Annotated in this window: 16 protein-coding genes; 5 read left to right on the top strand and 11 right to left on the bottom strand. The window is 72.1% G+C overall.

The genetic code is table 11. From position 1 onward, the window contains the following. Nucleotides 1-14: 14 nt before the first annotated feature. Nucleotides 15-728, top strand: coding sequence for a phosphatase PAP2 family protein (locus ABEA82_RS31965; RefSeq protein WP_345665198.1), 714 nt, complete (start codon nt 15-17; stop codon nt 726-728). On the opposite strand, the gene ABEA82_RS31960 is transcribed toward ABEA82_RS31965, so the two are convergent. The 7 genes from ABEA82_RS31960 to ABEA82_RS31930 all read right to left on the bottom strand — a co-directional run bounded on the left by ABEA82_RS31960 (nt 725) and on the right by ABEA82_RS31930 (nt 8,493). Beyond that, the gene (locus ABEA82_RS31960; RefSeq protein WP_345665197.1) at nt 725-1,189 is read right to left on the bottom strand and encodes a hypothetical protein; all 465 of its coding nucleotides are present in this window, start codon (nt 1,187-1,189) and stop codon (nt 725-727) included. The two genes, ABEA82_RS31965 and ABEA82_RS31960, sit on opposite strands and share 4 nt — an antisense overlap. Before the next feature lie 129 nt (nt 1,190-1,318). Further along, on the bottom strand, nt 1,319-2,737 hold the full coding sequence (locus ABEA82_RS31955; RefSeq protein ID WP_345665196.1) for an NAD(P)/FAD-dependent oxidoreductase: 1,419 nt from the start codon (nt 2,735-2,737) through the stop codon (nt 1,319-1,321). Between the two features lie 18 nt (nt 2,738-2,755). Beyond that, the gene (locus tag ABEA82_RS31950; RefSeq protein WP_345665195.1) at nt 2,756-3,556 is read right to left on the bottom strand and encodes an ABC transporter permease; all 801 of its coding nucleotides are present in this window, start codon (nt 3,554-3,556) and stop codon (nt 2,756-2,758) included. After that, the gene (locus ABEA82_RS31945; protein ID WP_345665194.1) at nt 3,556-4,485 is read right to left on the bottom strand and encodes an ABC transporter permease; all 930 of its coding nucleotides are present in this window, start codon (nt 4,483-4,485) and stop codon (nt 3,556-3,558) included. Before ABEA82_RS31945 ends, ABEA82_RS31950 begins: the two co-directional genes overlap by 1 nt. After that, a complete protein-coding gene (locus ABEA82_RS31940; RefSeq protein ID WP_345665256.1) occupies nt 4,485-5,648 on the bottom strand; it encodes an ABC transporter ATP-binding protein in 1,164 nt (387 codons plus the stop codon). The genes ABEA82_RS31945 and ABEA82_RS31940 overlap by 1 nt, the downstream gene beginning before the upstream one ends. 5 nt (nt 5,649-5,653) lie before the next feature. Continuing rightward, nucleotides 5,654-6,901 (bottom strand): polyamine ABC transporter substrate-binding protein, encoded by a 1,248-nt coding sequence (locus tag ABEA82_RS31935; RefSeq protein ID WP_345665193.1) that lies wholly within the window; start codon nt 6,899-6,901, stop codon nt 5,654-5,656. A 56-nt stretch (nt 6,902-6,957) separates the two neighbouring features. Next, nucleotides 6,958-8,493: a gamma-aminobutyraldehyde dehydrogenase gene (locus tag ABEA82_RS31930; RefSeq protein ID WP_345665192.1), complete on the bottom strand. Its 1,536-nt coding sequence runs from the start codon at nt 8,491-8,493 to the stop codon at nt 6,958-6,960. 201 nt (nt 8,494-8,694) lie between these two features. On the opposite strand from ABEA82_RS31930, the gene ybiA reads away from it, so the two are divergent. Continuing rightward, nucleotides 8,695-9,264 carry a riboflavin biosynthesis intermediates N-glycosidase gene (gene ybiA, locus ABEA82_RS31925; protein ID WP_345665191.1) on the top strand — a complete coding sequence of 190 codons (570 nt, stop codon included), beginning with the start codon at nt 8,695-8,697 and terminating at the stop codon, nt 9,262-9,264. Nucleotides 9,265-9,352: 88 nt separating this feature from the next. Here ybiA and ABEA82_RS31920 read toward each other — a convergent pair whose 3' ends face one another. Next, nucleotides 9,353-9,829, bottom strand: coding sequence for a DUF4190 domain-containing protein (locus ABEA82_RS31920; protein ID WP_345665190.1), 477 nt, complete (start codon nt 9,827-9,829; stop codon nt 9,353-9,355). 69 nt (nt 9,830-9,898) lie between these two features. Beyond that, nucleotides 9,899-10,507 carry a DUF4190 domain-containing protein gene (locus ABEA82_RS31915; RefSeq protein ID WP_345665188.1) on the bottom strand — a complete coding sequence of 203 codons (609 nt, stop codon included), beginning with the start codon at nt 10,505-10,507 and terminating at the stop codon, nt 9,899-9,901. Nucleotides 10,508-10,707: 200 nt separating this feature from the next. On the opposite strand from ABEA82_RS31915, the gene ABEA82_RS31910 reads away from it, so the two are divergent. Continuing rightward, entirely contained in the window at nt 10,708-11,826 is a 1,119-nt protein-coding gene (locus ABEA82_RS31910) for an adenosine deaminase (RefSeq protein ID WP_345665255.1), read from the top strand. Further along, a complete protein-coding gene (locus ABEA82_RS31905) occupies nt 11,823-12,569 on the top strand; it encodes a glycerophosphodiester phosphodiesterase (RefSeq protein WP_345665187.1) in 747 nt (248 codons plus the stop codon). Before ABEA82_RS31910 ends, ABEA82_RS31905 begins: the two co-directional genes overlap by 4 nt. Here the strand turns inward: ABEA82_RS31905 and ABEA82_RS31900 are convergent. Both ABEA82_RS31900 and ABEA82_RS31895 read right to left on the bottom strand, forming a co-directional pair. Further along, entirely contained in the window at nt 12,514-14,151 is a 1,638-nt protein-coding gene (locus ABEA82_RS31900; RefSeq protein WP_345665186.1) for an RNA polymerase sigma factor, read from the bottom strand. The genes ABEA82_RS31905 and ABEA82_RS31900 overlap by 56 nt on opposite strands. Before the next feature lie 125 nt (nt 14,152-14,276). After that, a complete protein-coding gene (locus ABEA82_RS31895; RefSeq protein ID WP_345665185.1) occupies nt 14,277-17,150 on the bottom strand; it encodes an AAA family ATPase in 2,874 nt (957 codons plus the stop codon). A 354-nt stretch (nt 17,151-17,504) separates the two neighbouring features. On the opposite strand from ABEA82_RS31895, the gene ABEA82_RS31890 reads away from it, so the two are divergent. Beyond that, nucleotides 17,505-18,173 carry a helix-turn-helix transcriptional regulator gene (locus tag ABEA82_RS31890; RefSeq protein ID WP_345665183.1) on the top strand — a complete coding sequence of 223 codons (669 nt, stop codon included), beginning with the start codon at nt 17,505-17,507 and terminating at the stop codon, nt 18,171-18,173. The last annotated feature ends 124 nt before the right edge of the window (nt 18,174-18,297 follow it).

Here is an 18,297-nt window from a genome sequence, read left to right as displayed (position 1 = left end):
CCAAGCTGTGCCCCATGCCGATCCCCGCGAACCCGGAACGCGACGACCCCACCGCGCGGGACAGGAGCACGCCGGCACGGCCGGGCCTCCTCGCCCTCCTGGTCGGCTTCCCGGCCCTCCTCTTCGCCCTGGTCACCTGGCAGGTGGTCGTGGACGGTCCGCTCGTGGCGGCCGACGAGCGCCTCAGCCGCCTCCTGATCGACCCGGACCGCTGCTCCGAACTCCTCGCCGACCTCGGCAACGTCCAGGTCGCGGTCCCGGTCCTCGCCGTGGCCCTCGGCTACGCCGCCCTGCGGACCCGCCGTACGACCCGCTGGTGGCTGCCCGTCTCCGCCGCGGCGCTCCTCATGGCCCTGGTACCGGTGCTGATCATCCCGCTGAAGAAAGTCACCGACCGCCCGGGCACCCCGGCCGTCCCGCCCGGCACCGGCTACTACCCCTCGGGCCACACCGCCACCGCCGCCATCGCCTACGGGTGCGCGGCCCTGCTCCTGATCCCCCTGCTCCGCACGGCCCTGGCCCGCCGTGCCCTCCTCACCTGCTGTGCCGCGCTCGTGCTCGGCACGAGCTACGGCCTGGTCCGCCGCGGCTACCACTGGCCACTGGACGTGGTGGCCAGCTGGTGTCTGGGCGCGGTGCTGCTCTCCTCCTGGTGGCTGTTCCTCCGGCGGACGGCGGCCGTTCCCCGGACGGACGACACCTCCCGCACCACCGCGGCGGCGCCCTAATCGTCGCTGTCGTCCTTCTCCGTGGCCAGCCACGCCGCCGCCTCGTGCATCGCCAGCTCCAGCAGCGCCGGGTCCGTCAGCATGCCCGAGCCGTCCGGCGGGACGAGCCAGCGCACGCCGCCGGGTGACGAACGGCCCGGGTAGGGCACGACGATCCAGGTGCCGGCGCCGGCCGTGCGGATGCCCGTGCCGAGCCAGCGGGTCGCGGTGCCCGGCGGCACGAAGAACCCCATGCGCTCATCGCCGAAGTCGACGAGCACGGGGCCCGGCCGGTCGAGGACGCGGGTCAGCACGTCGAGCGTGCGGTAGCCGAGTTGGCCGGGCAGGATGAGCACGTCCCAGGCGCTGCCGGCCGGCAGCAGGGCGACCCCGAGCGGGTTGCGCTCCCACTCCCGGCGGCAGGCCTGGGGATCGGGTGCGACGGATGCGAGCCACTCGACCGCCGTGTTCGTCCCTGTCATCAGGAAGACCCCCTTCTCTCGTGAAACTCGCGCACGCGCAGCGCGTCACGAGGGAGAAGGAGGTCTCCTGGTGGTCATTACGCGGGTTCCGGCACCTCGTTGGAGTGAACCGGCTCACACCCCGCCGGTTCAGCTGTCGAAGCCCAGGCCCAGCCGGTCCATCGTGCGCAGCCACAGGTTGCGGCGTCCGGCCTGGGCGTCCGCCCGGGCCAGGGACCACTTGGTGAGGGCGATGCCCGTCCAGGCGAAGGGTTCCGGCGGGAAGGGCAGGGGCTTCTTGCGGACCATGTCGAGCTCCGTGCGTTCCGTGCGCTCACCCGACAGCAGGTCCAGCATCACCTCGGCGCCGAAGCGGGTGGCGCCGACGCCCAGGCCGGTGTAGCCGGCCGCGTAGGCGACTTTCTTCTGGTGGGCGGTGCCGAAGAACGCCGAGAAGCGGGAGCAGGTGTCGATCGCGCCGCCCCAGGCGTGGGTGAAGCGGACGCCCTCCAGTTGCGGGAAGCAGGTGAAGAAGTGCCCGGCGAGCTTGGCGTAGGTCTCCGGGCGGTCGTCGTACTCGGCGCGGACCCGGCCGCCGTAGGGATAGACCGCGTCGTAACCGCCCCACAGGATCCGGTTGTCGGCGGACAGCCGGAAGTAGTGGAACTGGTTTGCGCTGTCCCCGAGGCCCTGGCGGTTCTTCCAGCCGATGGACGCCAGCTGCCCCTCGGTGAGCGGCTCGGTCATGAGCGCGTAGTCGTAGACCGGGACGGTGTACGAGCGGACCCGCCGGACCAGGTTCGGGAAGATGTTGGTGCCCAGGGCGACCTGGCGGGCGCGGATCCGGCCGTAGGGGGTGTGGACGGCCATGCCGGCGCCGTAGGGCTTCAGGGTCAGCGCGGGGGTGTGCTCGTGGACGCGGACGCCCAGCCGCACGCACGCCTGCTTCAGGCCCCAGGCGAGCTTCGCCGGGTGCAGCATGGCGACGCCCCTGCGGTCCCACAGGCCGGCTTGGAAGGTGGGTGAGTTCACCTGTTCCCGCACCGCCTCGGCGTCCAGGTACTCGACGTCCTCGGCGAGGCCCCGGCGGACCGTCTCCTCGTGCCAGTCGCGCAGTTCCGCCGCCTGGTACGGCTCGGTGGCGACGTCGATCTCGCCGGTGCGTTCGAAGTCGCAGTCGATGGAGTACCGGGCGACCGCCGCCTCGATGGCGTCGAGGTTGCGGGCTCCGAGTTCCTGGAGCCGGTGGATCTCCTCCGGCCAGCGGGCGAGGCCGTTGGGCAGGCCGTGGGTGAGGGAGGCGGCGCAGAAGCCGCCGTTGCGGCCCGAGGCGGCCCAGCCCACCTCGCGGCCCTCCACCAGCACCACGTCCCGTCCCGGGTCGCGTTCCTTGGCGATCAGAGCCGTCCACAGTCCGCTGTAGCCGCCGCCGACGACCAGCAGGTCGCAGGTCTCGGAGGTGGTGAGGGCGGGCTGCGGGCGGGGCCGGCCGGGGTCGTCCAGCCAGTACGGCACCGGCTGGGCGTCGGAGAGCGAACGGGTCCACCGGTTCATGGCGCCAGGGGCCATGATTTCAACTCCCTACGGTCATGCCTTTTGTCTGTTGCGGCGATTGCCGACAACCATGGAAGTCAGGACGAACAGTACGGCGACGACGAACATGGCGGTGCCGATGACATTGATCTGAACGGGCGTTCCGCGCTGCGCCGAGCCCCAGACGAACATGGGGAACGTGACGGTCGAGCCGGCGTTGAAATTGGTGATGATGAAGTCGTCGAAGGAGAGGGCGAAGGCGAGCAGCGCGCCCGCCGCGATTCCGGGGGCGGCTATCGGCAGGGTGACGCGGACGAACGTCTGGAACGGACCCGCGTACAGGTCCCGGGCCGCCTCCTCCAGTTTTGGGTCCATCGACATGACGCGCGCCTTGACGGCCGTGACCACGAAACTCAGGCAGAACATGATGTGCGCGATGAGGATCGTCCAGAAGCCCAGCTGGGCGCCCATGTTGAGAAACAGCGTGAGCAGCGAGGCGGCCATGACGACCTCGGGCATCGCCATCGGCAGGAAGATCAGCGAGTTCACGGCGCCGCGGGCACGGAAGCGGTAGCGGACCAGCGCGAAGGCGATCAGGGTGCCGAGAAGGGTGGCGCCGAGCGTCGCCCAGACCGCGATCTGGAGACTGACGGACAGCGAGCCGCACAGGTCGGAGACGCCGCACGGGTCTTTCCAGGCGTCCAGGGAGAATTTCTGCCACTCGTAGTTGAAGCGCCCCTTCGGTTTGTTGAAGGAGAACACCGTGACGATGACGTTCGGCAGGAGCAGATATCCGAGGGTCAGCAGTCCCGCGATGACGACGAGATTTCTTTTCAGCCAGTTGACGAAGGGCATCAGACCAGATCCTCCGTGCCGGACCGGCGGATGTAGAGGGTGACCATGAGGAGAATGGCCGCCATGAGGATGAAGGAGAGTGCCGCGGCCGTCGGATAGTCGAGCACTCTCAGGAACTGCGTCTGGATGACGTTGCCGACCATGCGGGTGTCGGTGGAACCGAGGAGGTCGGCGTTGACGTAGTCGCCGGCCGCCGGGATGAAGGTCAGCAGCGTGCCGGAGACGACGCCCGGCATGGACAGCGGGAAGGTGACCTTGCGGAAGGTCGTCGAGGGCTTCGCGTACAGGTCCCCCGCGGCCTCGTGCAGCCGGCCGTCGATGCGCTCCAGCGAGGTGTAGAGCGGAAGGATCATGAACGGCAGGAAGTTGTACGTCAGTCCGCAGACCACCGCGAGCGGGGTGGCGAGGACACGGTCGCCGGCGGTCCAGCCGAGCCAGTTGGTGACGTCCAGGACGTGCAGCGTGTCGAGGGCGCCGACGAGCGGGCCGCCGTCCGCGAGGATCGTCTTCCAGGCGAGGGTGCGGATCAGGAAGCTGGTGAAGAACGGCGCGATCACCAGGATCAGGATCAGGTTGCGCCAGCGGCCCGCGCGGAAGGCGATCAGATACGCGAGCGGGTAGCCGAGCAGCAGGCACAGGATCGTGGCGGTGCCCGCGTAGAGCACGGACCGGACGAACTGCGGCCAGTACGCGGACAGCGCGTCCCAGTACGTGGCGAAGTGCCAGGTGACCTTGTAGCCCTGCTCCAGGGAGCCCGTCTGCACGGACGTGGAGGCCTGGTAGATCATCGGCAGCGCGAAGAAGACCAGCAGCCAGAGGATGCCGGGGAGCAGCAGCCAGTACGGCGTCCAGCGGCCCCTGCGCTTCGGGGGTTTCGGCTCGGGAGCTTCCGGTGCGAGCGGCGGTGGCGCCTCGGTGAGTGTCGGCATCAGACCGCCTCTTCCACTCCGGCGTCCGCGTCCTGGCTCGCGTCCAGACCGAAGGTGTGCGCGGGGTTCCAGTGCAGGACGACCTCGGCGCCGGGCACGAGCCGCGGGTCGCGGTCGATGTTCTGGGCGTAGACCTCGAAGTCGGAGCAGACGGGGCTGTCGACGACGTACTGCGTGGAGACGCCGATGAAACTGGAGTCGGCGATCCGGCCGGTGATGCGGTTGCGGCCCTCGGGTATCCCGCCGGCGTCGTCCGCGTGGGTGAGGGAGATCTTCTCCGGGCGGACGCCGGCCAGCACCCTGCCGCCGGTGCTCGCGGGCGCGGAACATCGAGCTCCGGGCAGGACGAGCTTGCCGCCGCCCGCCTTCAGCACGATCTCGTCGCCGCTCTTCGAGTCGACCTCGGCCTCGATGAAGTTCGAGGTGCCGAGGAAGTTGGCGACGAACGTGGTCCGCGGGTTCTCGTAGAGGTCGGTCGGCGCGCCCAGCTGCTCGACGCGGCCCGCGTTCATCACGGCGACGGTGTCGGCCATGGTCATGGCCTCCTCCTGGTCGTGCGTGACGTGGATGAAGGTGATGCCGACCTCGGTCTGGATGCGCTTGAGTTCCAGCTGCATCTGGCGGCGCAGCTTGAGGTCGAGGGCGCCGAGCGGCTCGTCGAGCAGGAGCACCTTGGGGTGGTTGATCAGGGCGCGGGCCACGGCGACGCGCTGCTGCTGGCCGCCGGAGAGCTGGTGCGGCTTCTTGCGGGCCTGCTCGCCGAGCTGGACCAGCTCCAGCATCTCCTCGACCTGCTTCTTCACCGACTTCACACCGCGTCGGCGCAGGCCGAAGGCGACGTTCTCGAAGATGTCGAGATGCGGGAAGAGGGCGTACGACTGGAAGACGGTGTTCACCGGCCGCTTGTAGGGCGGGAGGGCGGTCACGTCCTGGTCGCCCAGGGACACCGTCCCGGAGGAAGGTTCCTCCAGTCCGGCGATCATGCGCAGGGTGGTCGTCTTGCCGCAGCCGGAGGCGCCGAGCAGGGCGAAGAAGGAGCCCTGCGGCACGGTCAGGTCGAGCGGGTGGACGGCGGTGAAGGCGCCGTAGGTCTTGGCTATGCCCGTCAGGCGGACGTCGCCGGTGGGGTCTGCCTTGGTCGTCCTGGTCGTCTTGGTCGTCATCGAGGTCACGCCCCCGTCAGCTTCGCGAACTTCGCTTCGAACTCGGTCTCTTCCTTCGAGCTCAGTGAGCGGAAGGCGTGCGACTTGGCGGCCATGGCCTTGTCGGGAATGATCAGCGGGTTGTTCGCGGCGTCCTTGTCGATCTTCTCCAGCTCGGGCTTCACGCCGTCGACCGGACACACGTAGTTGATGTAGGCGGCGAGTTCGGCGGCCGGCTCCGGCTCGTAGTAGAAGTCGATGAGCCGCTCGGCGTTCGTCTTGTGCCGGGCCTTGTTGGGGATCAGCAGGTTGTCCGTCGACGTCATGTAGCCGCTGTCCGGGATGAGGAAGTCGATGTCGGGGCTGTCCGCCTTGAGCTGGACGACGTCACCGGCCCAGGCGACACAGGCCGCGAAGTCGCCGCTGGTCAGGTCCGAGGTGTAGTCGTTGCCGGTGAAACGGCGGATCTGGCCCTTGTCGACGGCCTTCTGGAGCCGGGCGATGGCCGCGTCGTAGTCGTCGGCGGTGAAGTCCGCCGGGTCCTTGCCCATGTCGAGCAGCGTCATGCCGACGCTGTCGCGCATCTCCGACAGGAAGCCGACCCGCCCCTTGAGCTTGGGGTTGTCGAGCAGGTCGGAGACCGACTTCACCTCGACGCCGTCGAGGGCCTTCTTGTTGTACGCGATGACGGTGGAGATGCCCTGCCAGACGTAGGAGTAGGCGCGGCCCGGGTCCCAGTCGGGGCTGCGGAACTGGGCCGACAGGTTGGCGTAGGCGTGCGGCAGGTGGGCCGGGTCGAGCTTCTGCACCCAGCCCAGGCGGATGAGCCGTGCGGCCAGCCAGTCGGTGAGGACGATCAGGTCACGGCCGGTGTCCTGGCCCGCCGCGAGCTGCGGCTTGATCTTGCCGAAGAACTCGTTGTTGTCGTTGATGTCCTCGGTGTACTTGACCTTGAGGCCGGTACGTTTCGTGAACTGCTCCAGCGTCGGGTGGCGCTTGCCGCTGTCGTCGACGTCCATGTACTCGGTCCAGTTGGAGAAGGCGACCGTCTTCTCCTCGGCCGAGTGGTCCTGCGCCGAGACGCCGCCCAGCGACTGGCCGGCCGCCGGGATACCGCATGCGCTCAGCGTCCCGAGTCCGCCGGCTGCGAGCGCCCCGCCCGCGGAGGCGCGCAGCAGGGACCGTCGGGTGAGGGCGGCCCTGCCGTTCCTGAAACTGCGCCGTATCGCGGCCACTTGGGCCGGGGAGAGGCGGTCGGGCTCGTACTGCTCCATGCGCGTGGTGCCCTTTCGGAGGGTGGGCGGCCGTTGGTCAGGCGGCCTGTGTACGACTAGCGGTCCCCGAAGACGGTGCGGTGCCAGTCCTTGGCAGCCACCGCGGTGTTGTCGAACATGACGTGCTTGATCTGGGTGTACTCCTCGAACGAGTACGCTGACATGTCCTTGCCGTAGCCGGAGGACTTGTAGCCGCCGTGCGGCATCTCGCTGATGATCGGGATGTGGTCGTTGACCCACACACAGCCCGCCTTGATCTCGCGCGTGGCACGGTTCGCCCGGTACACGTCCCGGCTCCAGGCGGAGGCGGCGAGCCCGTACGGGGTGTCGTTGGCGAGCGCGATGCCCTCGTCGTCGGTGTCGAACGGCAGCACGACCAGGACGGGGCCGAAGATCTCGGACCGCACGACCTCGCTGTCCTGGGCCGCGTCGGCGATCAGGGTGGGCCGGTAGTAGGCGCCCTTGGCGAGCTCACCTTCCGGTGCTTCCCCACCGGTCACCACGCGCGCGTAGGCCCGTGCCCGGTCGACGAAGCCGGCGACCCGGTCGCGCTGGACGTGCGAGACGAGCGGGCCGAGGTCGGTGCCGGGGGCGAAGGGGTCGCCGAGCCGGACGGTCTCCATGAGAGCGGCGGTCCGTGCGACGAACTCCTCGTACAGCGGCCGCTGCACGTACGCGCGCGTGGCGGCCGTGCAGTCCTGCCCGGTGTTGATGAGGGCGCCGGCGACCGCGCCGTGGGCGGCGGCCTCCGGGTCGGCGTCGTCGAAGACCACGAAGGGGGCCTTGCCGCCGAGCTCCAGGTGCAGGCGCTTGACGGTGGCCGTGGCGATCTCCGCCACGCGCTTGCCGACGGCGGTGGAGCCGGTGAACGAGGTCATGGCCACGTCGGGGTGGCCGACGAGGTGCTCACCGGCCTCCCGTCCCGTGCCGGTGACGATGTTGATCACGCCGTCCGGGATTCCGGCGTCCGTGGCCGCCTGGGCGAAGAGCAGCGAGGTCAGCGGGGTGAGCTCGGCGGGTTTGAGCACGATGGTGTTGCCCGCCGCGATCGCCGGGAGGATCTTCCAGGCGGCCATCTGGAGGGGGTAGTTCCAGGGTGCGATCGACCCGACGACGCCGATGGGCTCGCGCCGGACGTACGAGGTGTGGTCGCCGGAGTACTCACCGGCGGACTGTCCCTGGAGATGCCGAGCGGCGCCCGCGAAGTAGGCGATGTTGTCGATGGTCCCCGGGACGTCGAACTCACGGCTCAGCTTCAGGGGCTTGCCGCACTGGAGCGACTCGGCACGGGCGAAGTCCTCGGCACGGTCGGCGAGGACCGCGGCGAACCGGTGCAGCGTGTCGGAACGCTCGCCGGGCGTGGTCGCCGCCCAGCCCGGGAAGGCCGCAAGGGCGGCGGCGACGGCCCGGTCGACGTCGGCGGTGCCGGCCAGCTCGTAGGTGAGGACCTCCTCGCCCGACGCGGGGTCCACGACCGCGTGCGTGCGGCCGGAGGTGCCCCTGGTCGGTCGGCCCGCGATGAACTGCGCGCCTTCCGCGAAGCGCGCCTCGGCCGGGAATCGGTCCGGGGTGGCGTTGCCCGGGTTCTGCATGTGGCTCTCCTCCGTGTCCCCGTGGTGAGGGCCGGCGTGGCTCAGGCTCGATTTGAGTGCCGATCCTGACAGAGGGATGTCACTCCAACAAGGGATTCCGTTGTTGATTTTTGGTTACGCAACGGAATCTGTCGACCAGGTGTCGAGTCGGCCGGAGAAAGGCAGGACGGTGTGTCAGTGGTGCGTGCCAGACTCGCCCGCATGGAGAAGACCACGGGGGCGGTCGGCTCCCGGGAGGCCCTGATCGCGGCGTCCCGGGCCGGCGCGAAGATCAAGTATCTGTACTTCTGGGGACACCGGCCGCGGCCGGACGGCCGGATCGGACCGAGCTGCCTGAGCCAGTGGTGGCCGACGCCGTTCACGGTGGACGGCGTGGAGTACGCGACGGCCGAGCACTGGATGATGGCGGGCAAGGCCCGGCTCTTCGGGGACGATGACGCGGAGCGTGCCGTGCTCGACGCCGGGCACCCCGCCGAGGCGAAGAAGGCCGGGCGGCTGGTGCGCGGTTTCGACGAGGCGATATGGCAGCGGGAGCGGTTCCGGATCGTCGTGGAGGGGTCCGTCCACAAGTTCGGCGCGCATCCCGAGCTGCGCGGGTTCCTGCTGAACACCGGCGAGCGAGTGCTGGTGGAGGCGAGCCCCGTGGACCGGGTGTGGGGCATCGGGCTGGCCGCGGACGACGAGGCGGCGGCGGATCCGGAGCGGTGGCGTGGGCCGAACCTGCTGGGGTTCGCTCTGATGGAGGCCCGGGAGCTGCTGCGCACGGCATGAGTCACGGGAGCTGCTGCGCACGGCATGAGTCACGCGGGGCATGAGGCGGGGCCGGTCCGCGGACCGGCCCCGCACTCGGATACCTCGTTCAGGAAGCCGCGCCGAGTCCGCCCATGATGCTGGCGAAGAGCAGGAAACCCAGCAGCGGCAGGATCACCGTGGCGATGATGCCGCAGACCAGGCCGGCGGTCGCCGCGCCCTTGTTGGTGGCCTCACCGCGGGTGGCCCTGCCGCGGCCGATGGCGCCGAAGATGATCGCGAGAATGCCCAGGATCACGCCGAAGAACCACATGATGAACGTCACGCTGCACACCACGCCGATGATGCCCAGCACCAGTCCCGTGGTGCCCATGCCGTTGCTCGGCTGCGCGGGCATCCCGTAGCCGGGCGCCTGCGGGTAGCCCGTGGGCGGCGCGGCCGGGTAGCCGGGGCTGCCCTGGGGGTAGCCGTAGCCCGGGGCGGCGGGAGGCTGCTGCGGGTAGCCGTAGCCGGGGGTGCCGGGCGGCTGCTGCGGGGGCTGGGACGGCGGGCCGAAACCACCGGGCGCGGGATTGGTGTTGGACATGGACGTTCTCCCCTCCGTTGTCAGACCCACGCATCGTAGTGGCCAAGTCCGCGGTGGAGAGCGGGTGTTTCAGCGGTAAAACGGGGCGGTGGCGACCGGCCCGTGGGCGCCGTAGGACGAGTCGTCGTCGTACTCGTCGCTGTTGATGGCGGCCGTGATGCCGACGGCGATCAGGACGATCACCGCGATGCCGAGGATGATCCCGATGATGCCCATGATCAGCCCCGCCTGGGCCTGGCCGTGGTTGGTGGCCACTCCGGCCTCGGCCCGCTTGCGGCCCTTGATGCCGAAGACCACGGCGAGGACGCCGGTGATCAGGGAGACCACGCCGTACAGGCAGAAGAGCGTGCACGAGACGATGCCGAGCACCATCGCCGCGATGCCCAGGCCGTTCTGGGGGGCCGGGGGCATGCCGGGCCAGCCGTAGCCGCCCTGCGGGTAGCCGGGGTAGCCGTAGCCTCCGGTGGCGGGGCCGGTCGGGGCGACGGGTGGGGGCGGGACGGCGCCAGTACCGGTGGGCGGGGTGAAGCTCACGCTCGGCATCGAGGTGACCGTGGCCTGGTCGTGCACGGACGGTGGCCCCTGGGTGGGCGGCCGGGCCTTGTCGAGCGACGGGCGGCTCTCAGGGGGTGCCCACGGGTCGTGGCCGCCGCCGTCCGGTTGCATAGCGTCCGTCATGGTGCATCCCCCCTGGGTTGATCGTGCCGCCATGCTACGGGGCGGTCCGGCGGGTTCCACAGTGCGGGTCCGTCGGGGCCGGTCGCGCAGTTCCCCGCGCCCCTGAGGGCGCTGCCCCGCCCGCGATGCCTCCGAACGGCCCGCCTCGGGAAGCGCCTTCCCCCCACCGCCTACGATGACCTCGATTCACCGATCAGCCGATCACCCCGCGCCCCGCCCGCCTCGTGCCGGCCCGGCGCCATTCCGGGGAGGAACCCTTGACCGAGCATCTCGTCGATTCCCGCGCCCCGCGCGACCTGAAGGCGTTCGTCGCCGGACTGCCCAAGGCCGAGCTGCACGTGCACCACGTGGGCTCCGCGTCTCCCCGGATCGTCTCCGAGCTGGCCGCCCGGCACCCCGACTCCAAGGTTCCGACCGATCCCGCCGCCCTGGTCGACTACTTCACCTTCACCGACTTCGCCCACTTCATCGAGGTGTACCTGTCGGTCGTCGACCTGATCCGCACCCCGGAGGACGTCCGGCTGCTGACCTTCGAGGTGGCCCGGGACCTGGCTCGGCAGCAGGTGCGGTACGCCGAGCTGACCATCACCCCGTTCTCCTCCACGCGTCGCGGCATCGACGAGCGTGCCTTCATGGACGCGATCGAGGACGCCCGCAAGGCGGCCGAGGCCGAGTTCGGGACCGTGCTGCGCTGGTGCTTCGACATCCCCGGCGAGGCGGGCCTCGTGGCCGCGGAGGAGACGGTCCGGCTCGCTACCGACGACCGGCTGCGCCCGGAGGGCCTGGTCTCCTTCGGTCTCGGCGGGCCCGAGGTCGGTGTGCCCCGGCCGCAGTTCAAGCCGTACTTCGACCGGGCGATCGCGGCCGGGCTGCACTCCGTGCCGCACGCCGGCGAGACCACCGGCCCGGAGACGGTGTGGGACGCCCTGACGCATCTGCGGGCCGAGCGCATAGGTCACGGCACCAGCTCCGCGCAGGACCCGAAGCTCCTCGCCCACCTCGCCGAGCACCGGATCCCGCTGGAGGTGTGCCCGACCTCCAACATCGCCACGCGCGCGGTCCGCACCCTCGACGAGCACCCGATCAAGAAGTTCGTCGAGGCCGGGGTGATCGTCACGATCAACTCCGACGACCCGCCGATGTTCGGCACCGACCTCGACAACGAGTACGCGGTCGCCGCCCGGCTGCTCGACCTCGACGAGCGGGGACTTGCCGAACTGGCGAAGAACGCGGTCGACGCGTCCTTCCTGGACGAGGCGGGCAAGGCCCGGATCAAGGACGAGATCGACGCCTACACCGTGCGGTGGCCCGACCGGTGACACCCTCCCCCGAGCACTCCGAGCGGCCGGTCACCGCCGTGGCCCACCGGGGCGACCCCTACCGCGTCCGCGAGAACACCGTCGCCTCGCTGCGGTCCGCGCTCGACCGGGGCGCCGACGCGGTGGAGATCGACGTGCGGCTCACCCGGGACGGCGTGCCGGTGCTGCTGCACGACGAGACGCTGAAGCGGCTCTGGGAGCACGAGCGGCCGCTGCCCGCGCTCTCCTGGGCGGAGGTGCGGGGGCTGACCGGCGGCGGGGTGCCGGCGCTGACGGAAGCACTGGCCGCGACCGACGGCCACCGGGTGATGATCGACCTGCCCGGCTCGCCGGGCGTGCGGGCGGTGCGCCGGATCATGGACGCCGTGCGCGAGGGCGGGGCGGCGGACCGCGTCTACTACTGCGCGGGCGCCGACGCGATGCTCGCCGTGCGGGCGGCGGATCCGGCGGCCGAGATCGCCCTCACCTGGACGACCCTGGCCCCGCCCCGGCCCGTCCTGCTGGAGGCCATCCGCCCGCGCTGGCTCAACTACCGTTTCCCGCTGGTGGACCGTCCCCTCGCCGAGCGCGTGCACCGCGACGGCTACCTGCTGTCCGTGTGGACCCCCGACACCCGCCGCTCCATGCGCCGGCTCTTGGCGGCGGGCGTGGACTCGATCACGACCAACCGCGTCGACGTGCTGTGCGCTACACGCGCGAGCGCTGCGGCACCGTCGCCGGGTCGGCCGGGGTCGATCGCGTGACGTACTGCGGCACCGGCGCGCCGTCCGTGCCAGTGTCGCGGACGAGGCCGTAGCGGATGGCGCCCTGCGCGGGGCCCTCGCCCACGTCCTTGTCCACGGCCTCCCGGTTCGACGGGAAGACGGTCAGGCCGTAGTCGCAGCCCCGTTCGTTCTGGGTGAGCGTGACGGTGCCGTCGAGGTAGAAGTACTCGTTCTGCCACATCTGCTGGGTGCCGGGCGGCAGCACGGCGTAACCGATGTCCGGTCCGCCCATGCCGGTCGCGTAGCCGTTCGGGGCGCCGGGCAGCGGGTCGTCCATGCGGCGCCACCCGCCGGACGCCACGTGGAACAGCTTGCCCTTCAGGCCGGTCCAGGACGGCATGACCAGCGCGCCCGGCCGGGAGCTGGGCGAGATCTGCCAGCGGACCAGGACGTAGCCCTGGCCGGTGAGGGTGACGCGGTCGCCGCGGTGCTGCATGACCGCCTTCGGTCCGCCGGTGCTGGTGACGCCCGTCTCGGGGCGGCGGGGCAGGGCGGCGGGGCGGGTGTCCGGGTCGGGGGCGCGGTCGACGGCGTCGACGACCGTGCCGTACAGGTCGGACTCCTTCGACGGTGACGGGGTGGGAGGGGGTGGGGGCGGGGAGGAGGGCGGTGGCGGTTCGGAGCCGGCGGCCGTCGCCGTGGGGGTGGCCTCGGCCCGGGGCGGCGGGGCGTCGGGCGGCTGGGTGACGACGTAGGCGCCGCCCGCGACGATCGTCGCGCCCGCCGTCATGGCGACGGCCGGTTTGGTGAGCGCGCCCAGCAGCTTGGCGGACCATCCGGCGGAGCCGGCGGCCACGGCCGTCTTGCCGCCGAAGGCGAGCGACAGCGTGAACCCGGCGGGCAGCGGGACCAGTGCGATGCCGGCCAGGAGGCGTTCCGCCGGTACGACGGACTCGCGGGGGGCGCCGCAGTAGCCGCAGCGCCTGATGTGCCGGGCCAGCCGCTTGCGCCACACCGAGTCGGGCCGGCCGTTCCAGCGGGCGGTCAGCTCGCGCAGGTCCGGGCAGGCGCCGGCCAGGGCCCGGACGATGCCGCGCGAGGTCTCCAGGCGCTCCTTCATCCGCTGGACGCGCACGGCGGCGTGCTGCCGGGTGATGCCGACGGCTGCGGCCAGCTCGCGCCGGGTGAGTTCGCCGGCGACCTCCAGCCACCACAGCGACAGCAGTTGCCGGTCGTCGTCGTCGAGCCACCGCACGGCCTCGGCGACCTCGCGCCGCTGTCCCTCCAACTGGAGACGCAGCACGGTCAGTTCGGCGAAGTCCGCGGCCGGTGCCTCTTCCAGCCGGTCCGGGGTCCGGCGGCGGGCCCGGTCGCGGATCTGCCGCATGGCGATCGCCACCAGCCAGGACCGGAAGCTGTCCGGGTCGCGCAGCGAGCCGAGGTTGCCGACCGCCCGCAGCATGGTCTCCTGGACGACGTCGTCGACGTCGGCGTGGCCGTTCAGGGCCCGGCCCACGATGTTGTAGACCAGCGGCAGCCAGCCCGCGACCAGCTCGTCCAGCGCCTGCCGGTCGCCGGACTGCGCCGCCGTGATGGTGGCGCGCCAGTGCTGACTGTCCACGGTGGCCTCTCGACGCCTGGGGTCACTGATGTTCCGCACGCACCCTCTCAGCCGGTCCCGGGGTCCTCGCCATGTCGGGGATCACAAGGTGGAGACGGCGTGCGGGGGCGGCGATAACAGTTTTCTCAGTTCCCGTTCAGCGCCCGTCCCAGCTCGCCCCGCCGCCGTATGCCCAACTTCTTGTAGGTGCTGGTCAGATGGGTCTCCACGGTGCGTCGGGCGAGGTGCAGAAGACCGGCGATCTCGGCGTTCGTTCGGCCGCCGGCCGCCAGTTGGGCGATGCGCAGCTCGCTGCCGGTGAGGGCGCCGGAGCCGGTGCGGGCGCCGGCGGCGCGGCGGGCCCCGCCCTCGCGCAGCGCCTCCTCCGCGAGGGTCCGCAGCCGCAGCGCGCCCAGGCGTTCGGCCCGTTCTGCGGCGGTCCGCAGGCAGTCCCGGGCCCGGGCGCGGTCCCCGGCGGCGGTCAGCTGCCGGCCCTGCGCGATCAACGCGGTTACCAGTTCCCTCTCCGTGGCGGCCGGCGCGTCCGCGAGGAGTCGTACGGCCTCCTCGGCCAGGTCCAGGCCCCGGCGGCCGCCCGTGACCGTGCCGAGGACCCGGAGGGCGCGGCCCACGACGCGGGGCGTGCCCCAGGTGCGGGCCAGCCGCAGCTCCTCCTCGGCCAGCGCGAGCGCCTCCTGCGGACTGCCGAGGGCCAGGCGGCACTCGGCGGCGGCGGACCGCCAGGGCGTGACGACCGGGCTGACCACGTCGCGGGCGGTCTGGCGGCGGCCGCACTCCAGGAAGTCGTGCAGCGCCCCGGCCGTGTCACCGGCGGCGGCGCGCTGCACGCCCCGTGCGTACAGGAACCGGTTCAGCTCCCAGTTGTCGGGCGCCTCGCGCAGGTCGAAGCCGTCCGCGAGCCGCCGGGCCTCGGCGGTACGGCCGGTCTCCACGAGCGCGAGGAGGGTGGTGGCGTGGATGTTGGAGGGGCCGTTCGCCGGGGTGGGGCGTTCGGCCGGCAGCAGCGCGTACTCGCCGCGCGCGGCGGCGATGTCGGCCCGGGTGTTGAGCAGCGCCGCGTGCATCGGGTGCAGCAGGTCGGGGCGCTGGCCGGCCAGGCCGCGGTCCACGAGGCGGTCGGCCTCGTCGAGTTCGTCGGCCCACTGGGCGACCGCGGCCGCCGTCCCCAGCAGGAAGGGCTCGGTGAGCGGGTGGGCCGGCTCGGCGAGCAGCGCGCGCACCTGCCGCATCGCGTCGTCCGCCGAGGTCAGCGCGGCGGTGGCCGCGTACCGCACGAGCAGGGCCCGGGTGGCCGGGCCGACGAGTTCCGGCGAGCGCTCGGCGTTGGCGGACAGACAGCGGTACACGTCCCGGCGGACCGTCTGGTCCTGGTCGGAGAGCAGTGCGGACGCGGTCTGGAGGGCGGCGCCCAGGTCGGGATGCCCGGTGAGCTGGCCGTCCACCGTGCGCAGCACCTCCACGGCGGCGCGGGCCCGGCCCCGCCCGGCCAGGGCGGTGCCGAGGGCCACGGCGGCGCGCACCCGGTCCTGCGGTGTGCCGTGCAGGGTCAGCGCCTCGGTGAGCCGGGGGATCCCGGCCGAGGACTCCCGGCCCGCGCACTCCAGGGAGCCCAGTTCGGTCAGGACGCGCTGCCGGTGGTCGTCGGGCAGCGGCTCGTCCAGGGCTCTGCGCAGGAAGGCGACGGCGTCGTCGGAACGGTCGTCGCGCAGAGCGAGCGAGGCGGCGTCCCGCAGCACGGCCGGTGCCCAGGTGCCGCCCGCCGGGCCGGACAGCAGCAACTGCCGTGCCACGGCCGCGGTGGCGGCGCCGCGGTGCAGCATCGCCTCGGCCGCGGCCCGGTGCACAGCGCGCCGCCGGGCGTCGGGGACACCGGCGAGTACGGCGTCCCGCAGCAGCGGATGAGCGTAGCGGGGGCGCCCGTCGGGGCCGGGGCGCAGCAGGCCCAGCCCGGTCATCGCGGTGAGCCAGCCCGCGACCCGGGCCGGGTCGGCGCCGGCGAGCTGGGCCAGCAGACCGGCCGGTTCCGCCGCCGTCGTCTCCCCTCCCTCCCCTCCCTCGTCGAGCGCGGCGAGGACGCGTGCCACTTCCGCCGTGCCGGGTCCGGCGCTGTCCAGCCACCACTGCACGGCGGCCGGATACGAGCCGGGGTAGAGGGCGGCGGACGTCTCGGGTACGGCGGGGTACGGGACGGGGGCGCCCGGGGCGTCGGCCGTGGTGCGGCTGAAGGGGGCCGGGGCATCGGCCGGGCAGGCGTCGGGAGCACCGGCCGTGTACGCGGACGCGCTCAGGTCGTCCAGGAGGGCCCGCAGCAGCAGGGGGCTGCCCGCGCCTGCCCGGACGCAGTTCTCGACCCACGCGGCGGGGGCGCGGGGATGCTCCGCGCGGACCAGGCAGGCCGCCGAACGTGCGGTGAGCGGGGCGAGCGTGTGGGTGTCGACGAGGGCGGGCGAGAGGGTGTGAGCGAAACCCGGCGCGGGCGGGTCGATGTCGTACTGACTGCGTTCGGTGACGGCCAGCAGGACCGGTACGGGTAATCGGTCCACGTGCCGGGCGGTCTCGACCAGCCAGCGGTACGAGGGGCCGTCGGCGAGGTGGACGTCGTCCACGGCGAGCAGCAGCGGGGACTCACCGCCGTACGCGTGCAGGGCCCGCCGCAGCAGGGTCGCCTGCTCCCGTTCGTCACCCGCCGGGTCCGGCCCCTCCAGGTCCGCCGAGACGCCGAGAAGCCGACGCACCGCGGCGAAGGGCTCGGCGGACCGGCCCGGTGCGCAGCGCGAGCTCAGTACGCGTACGCCCTGGTCAGCGGCGTCCTGTGCCGCGGCCTCCAGGACGCTGGTCCGGCCGGTCCCGGTGGCTCCCCGGAGCAGCACCAGACCGCCCGTACCGGAGCGGGCACGGGCGATCCCGGCCTCGAGCAGGGCGGCGGCCGGCCGGTGTTCGCCTGGCCGGGCACGCTGTCGCCGCGGGGACTTCGGCTGCTCGCGCTGCGGATCGGGCATCCTGCCTCCTGGCTCGGACTGGTGTGCTCGTGTGTGCTCGCGTTCGAGGACGGCGGGTGCGGGGAACCAGTGCCGTGACAAGTGACACGGGGGCGGAATCCGGCCCCGGTGGAACCGAACGGGCCGTCACCCCTCGGTCTCCGTCGGGTCGCACCCGGTCACGCGGGGGCCGGGTTCGTGGTCCGGTCTCGTGGTCCGCTGAGGCCTGTCTCGTGGTCTGCCTGAGGCCGATCTCGTGGTGCCGCTCGTGGTGATCCACGATTGCGTCGCGCTCTCCCGTCGCAGAAGGGTGGTGAGTGCACATCCGCCACCGGCACCACCGGGGTGGCGCGTAAGCGGACATAGGGGAAACGGTTGCTCAGCTCATCGCGGACCACTCGCCCCGGCACGGCCGACTCCACGACCCGGATACCCGTGGCCGTGCACGCCTCGGACCCGATCTCCCGCGAGGGGGCGGTCAGCCAGTTGCGCCGCTTCCCGGAGATCGATCTGCGGGAGGAGACCGCGTCCGGTCCCGGCACGGTGGCCCTGCTCATCGACGACGTGCTCGACGACACGGCACTGACCCGGCTGCGCCGGCTGGTGCGCAGCGAGGGAGCGCGCGCGGTGCTGGTCGTGGGGGCCCTGCGGGAGACGGAACTGCTCGACGTCATCGAGTGCGGGGTCGGTGCCATCGTGTGGCGGCGGGAGGCCACCGCGACCCGCCTGGTGCAGGCCGTGCTCGCGGCCGCCCGCGGCGACGGGGACCTGCCCGCCGATCTGCTCGGCCGGCTCATCAACCAGGTGGGCACCCTGCACCGCGGCACCGTCGGCCGTCCCGGCGCCCCGGCCTCGGGGATGACACCGCGGGAACTGGACGTGCTGCGACTGGTGGCCGAGGGGCTCGACACCGGTGAGATCGCCAGCAAGCTGTCCTACTCCGAACGCACCGTCAAGAACGTGATGCACGGGCTGACCACCCGGCTGCACCTGCGCAACCGGGCCCATGCCGTGGCCCATGCCCTGCGGGAAGGCTACATCTGACCGAACGGGCACCCGAATTCACCCCTGAGGGCAGCGCTTTCTGCCCTGCCGCCGTCCCCGGCGCCCCTGCGGGCGTGGACGGGATGAAAGGCACGATCGGTCGGGGCGGGGCAGCGGGTGACGC

This window comes from Streptomyces venetus (genome assembly GCF_039540295.1).
Taxonomy (GTDB): domain Bacteria; phylum Actinomycetota; class Actinomycetes; order Streptomycetales; family Streptomycetaceae; genus Streptomyces; species Streptomyces venetus.
The sequence above is the reverse complement of the archived record's forward strand: the minus strand, read 5'-3'. Positions and strand labels throughout refer to the sequence as shown.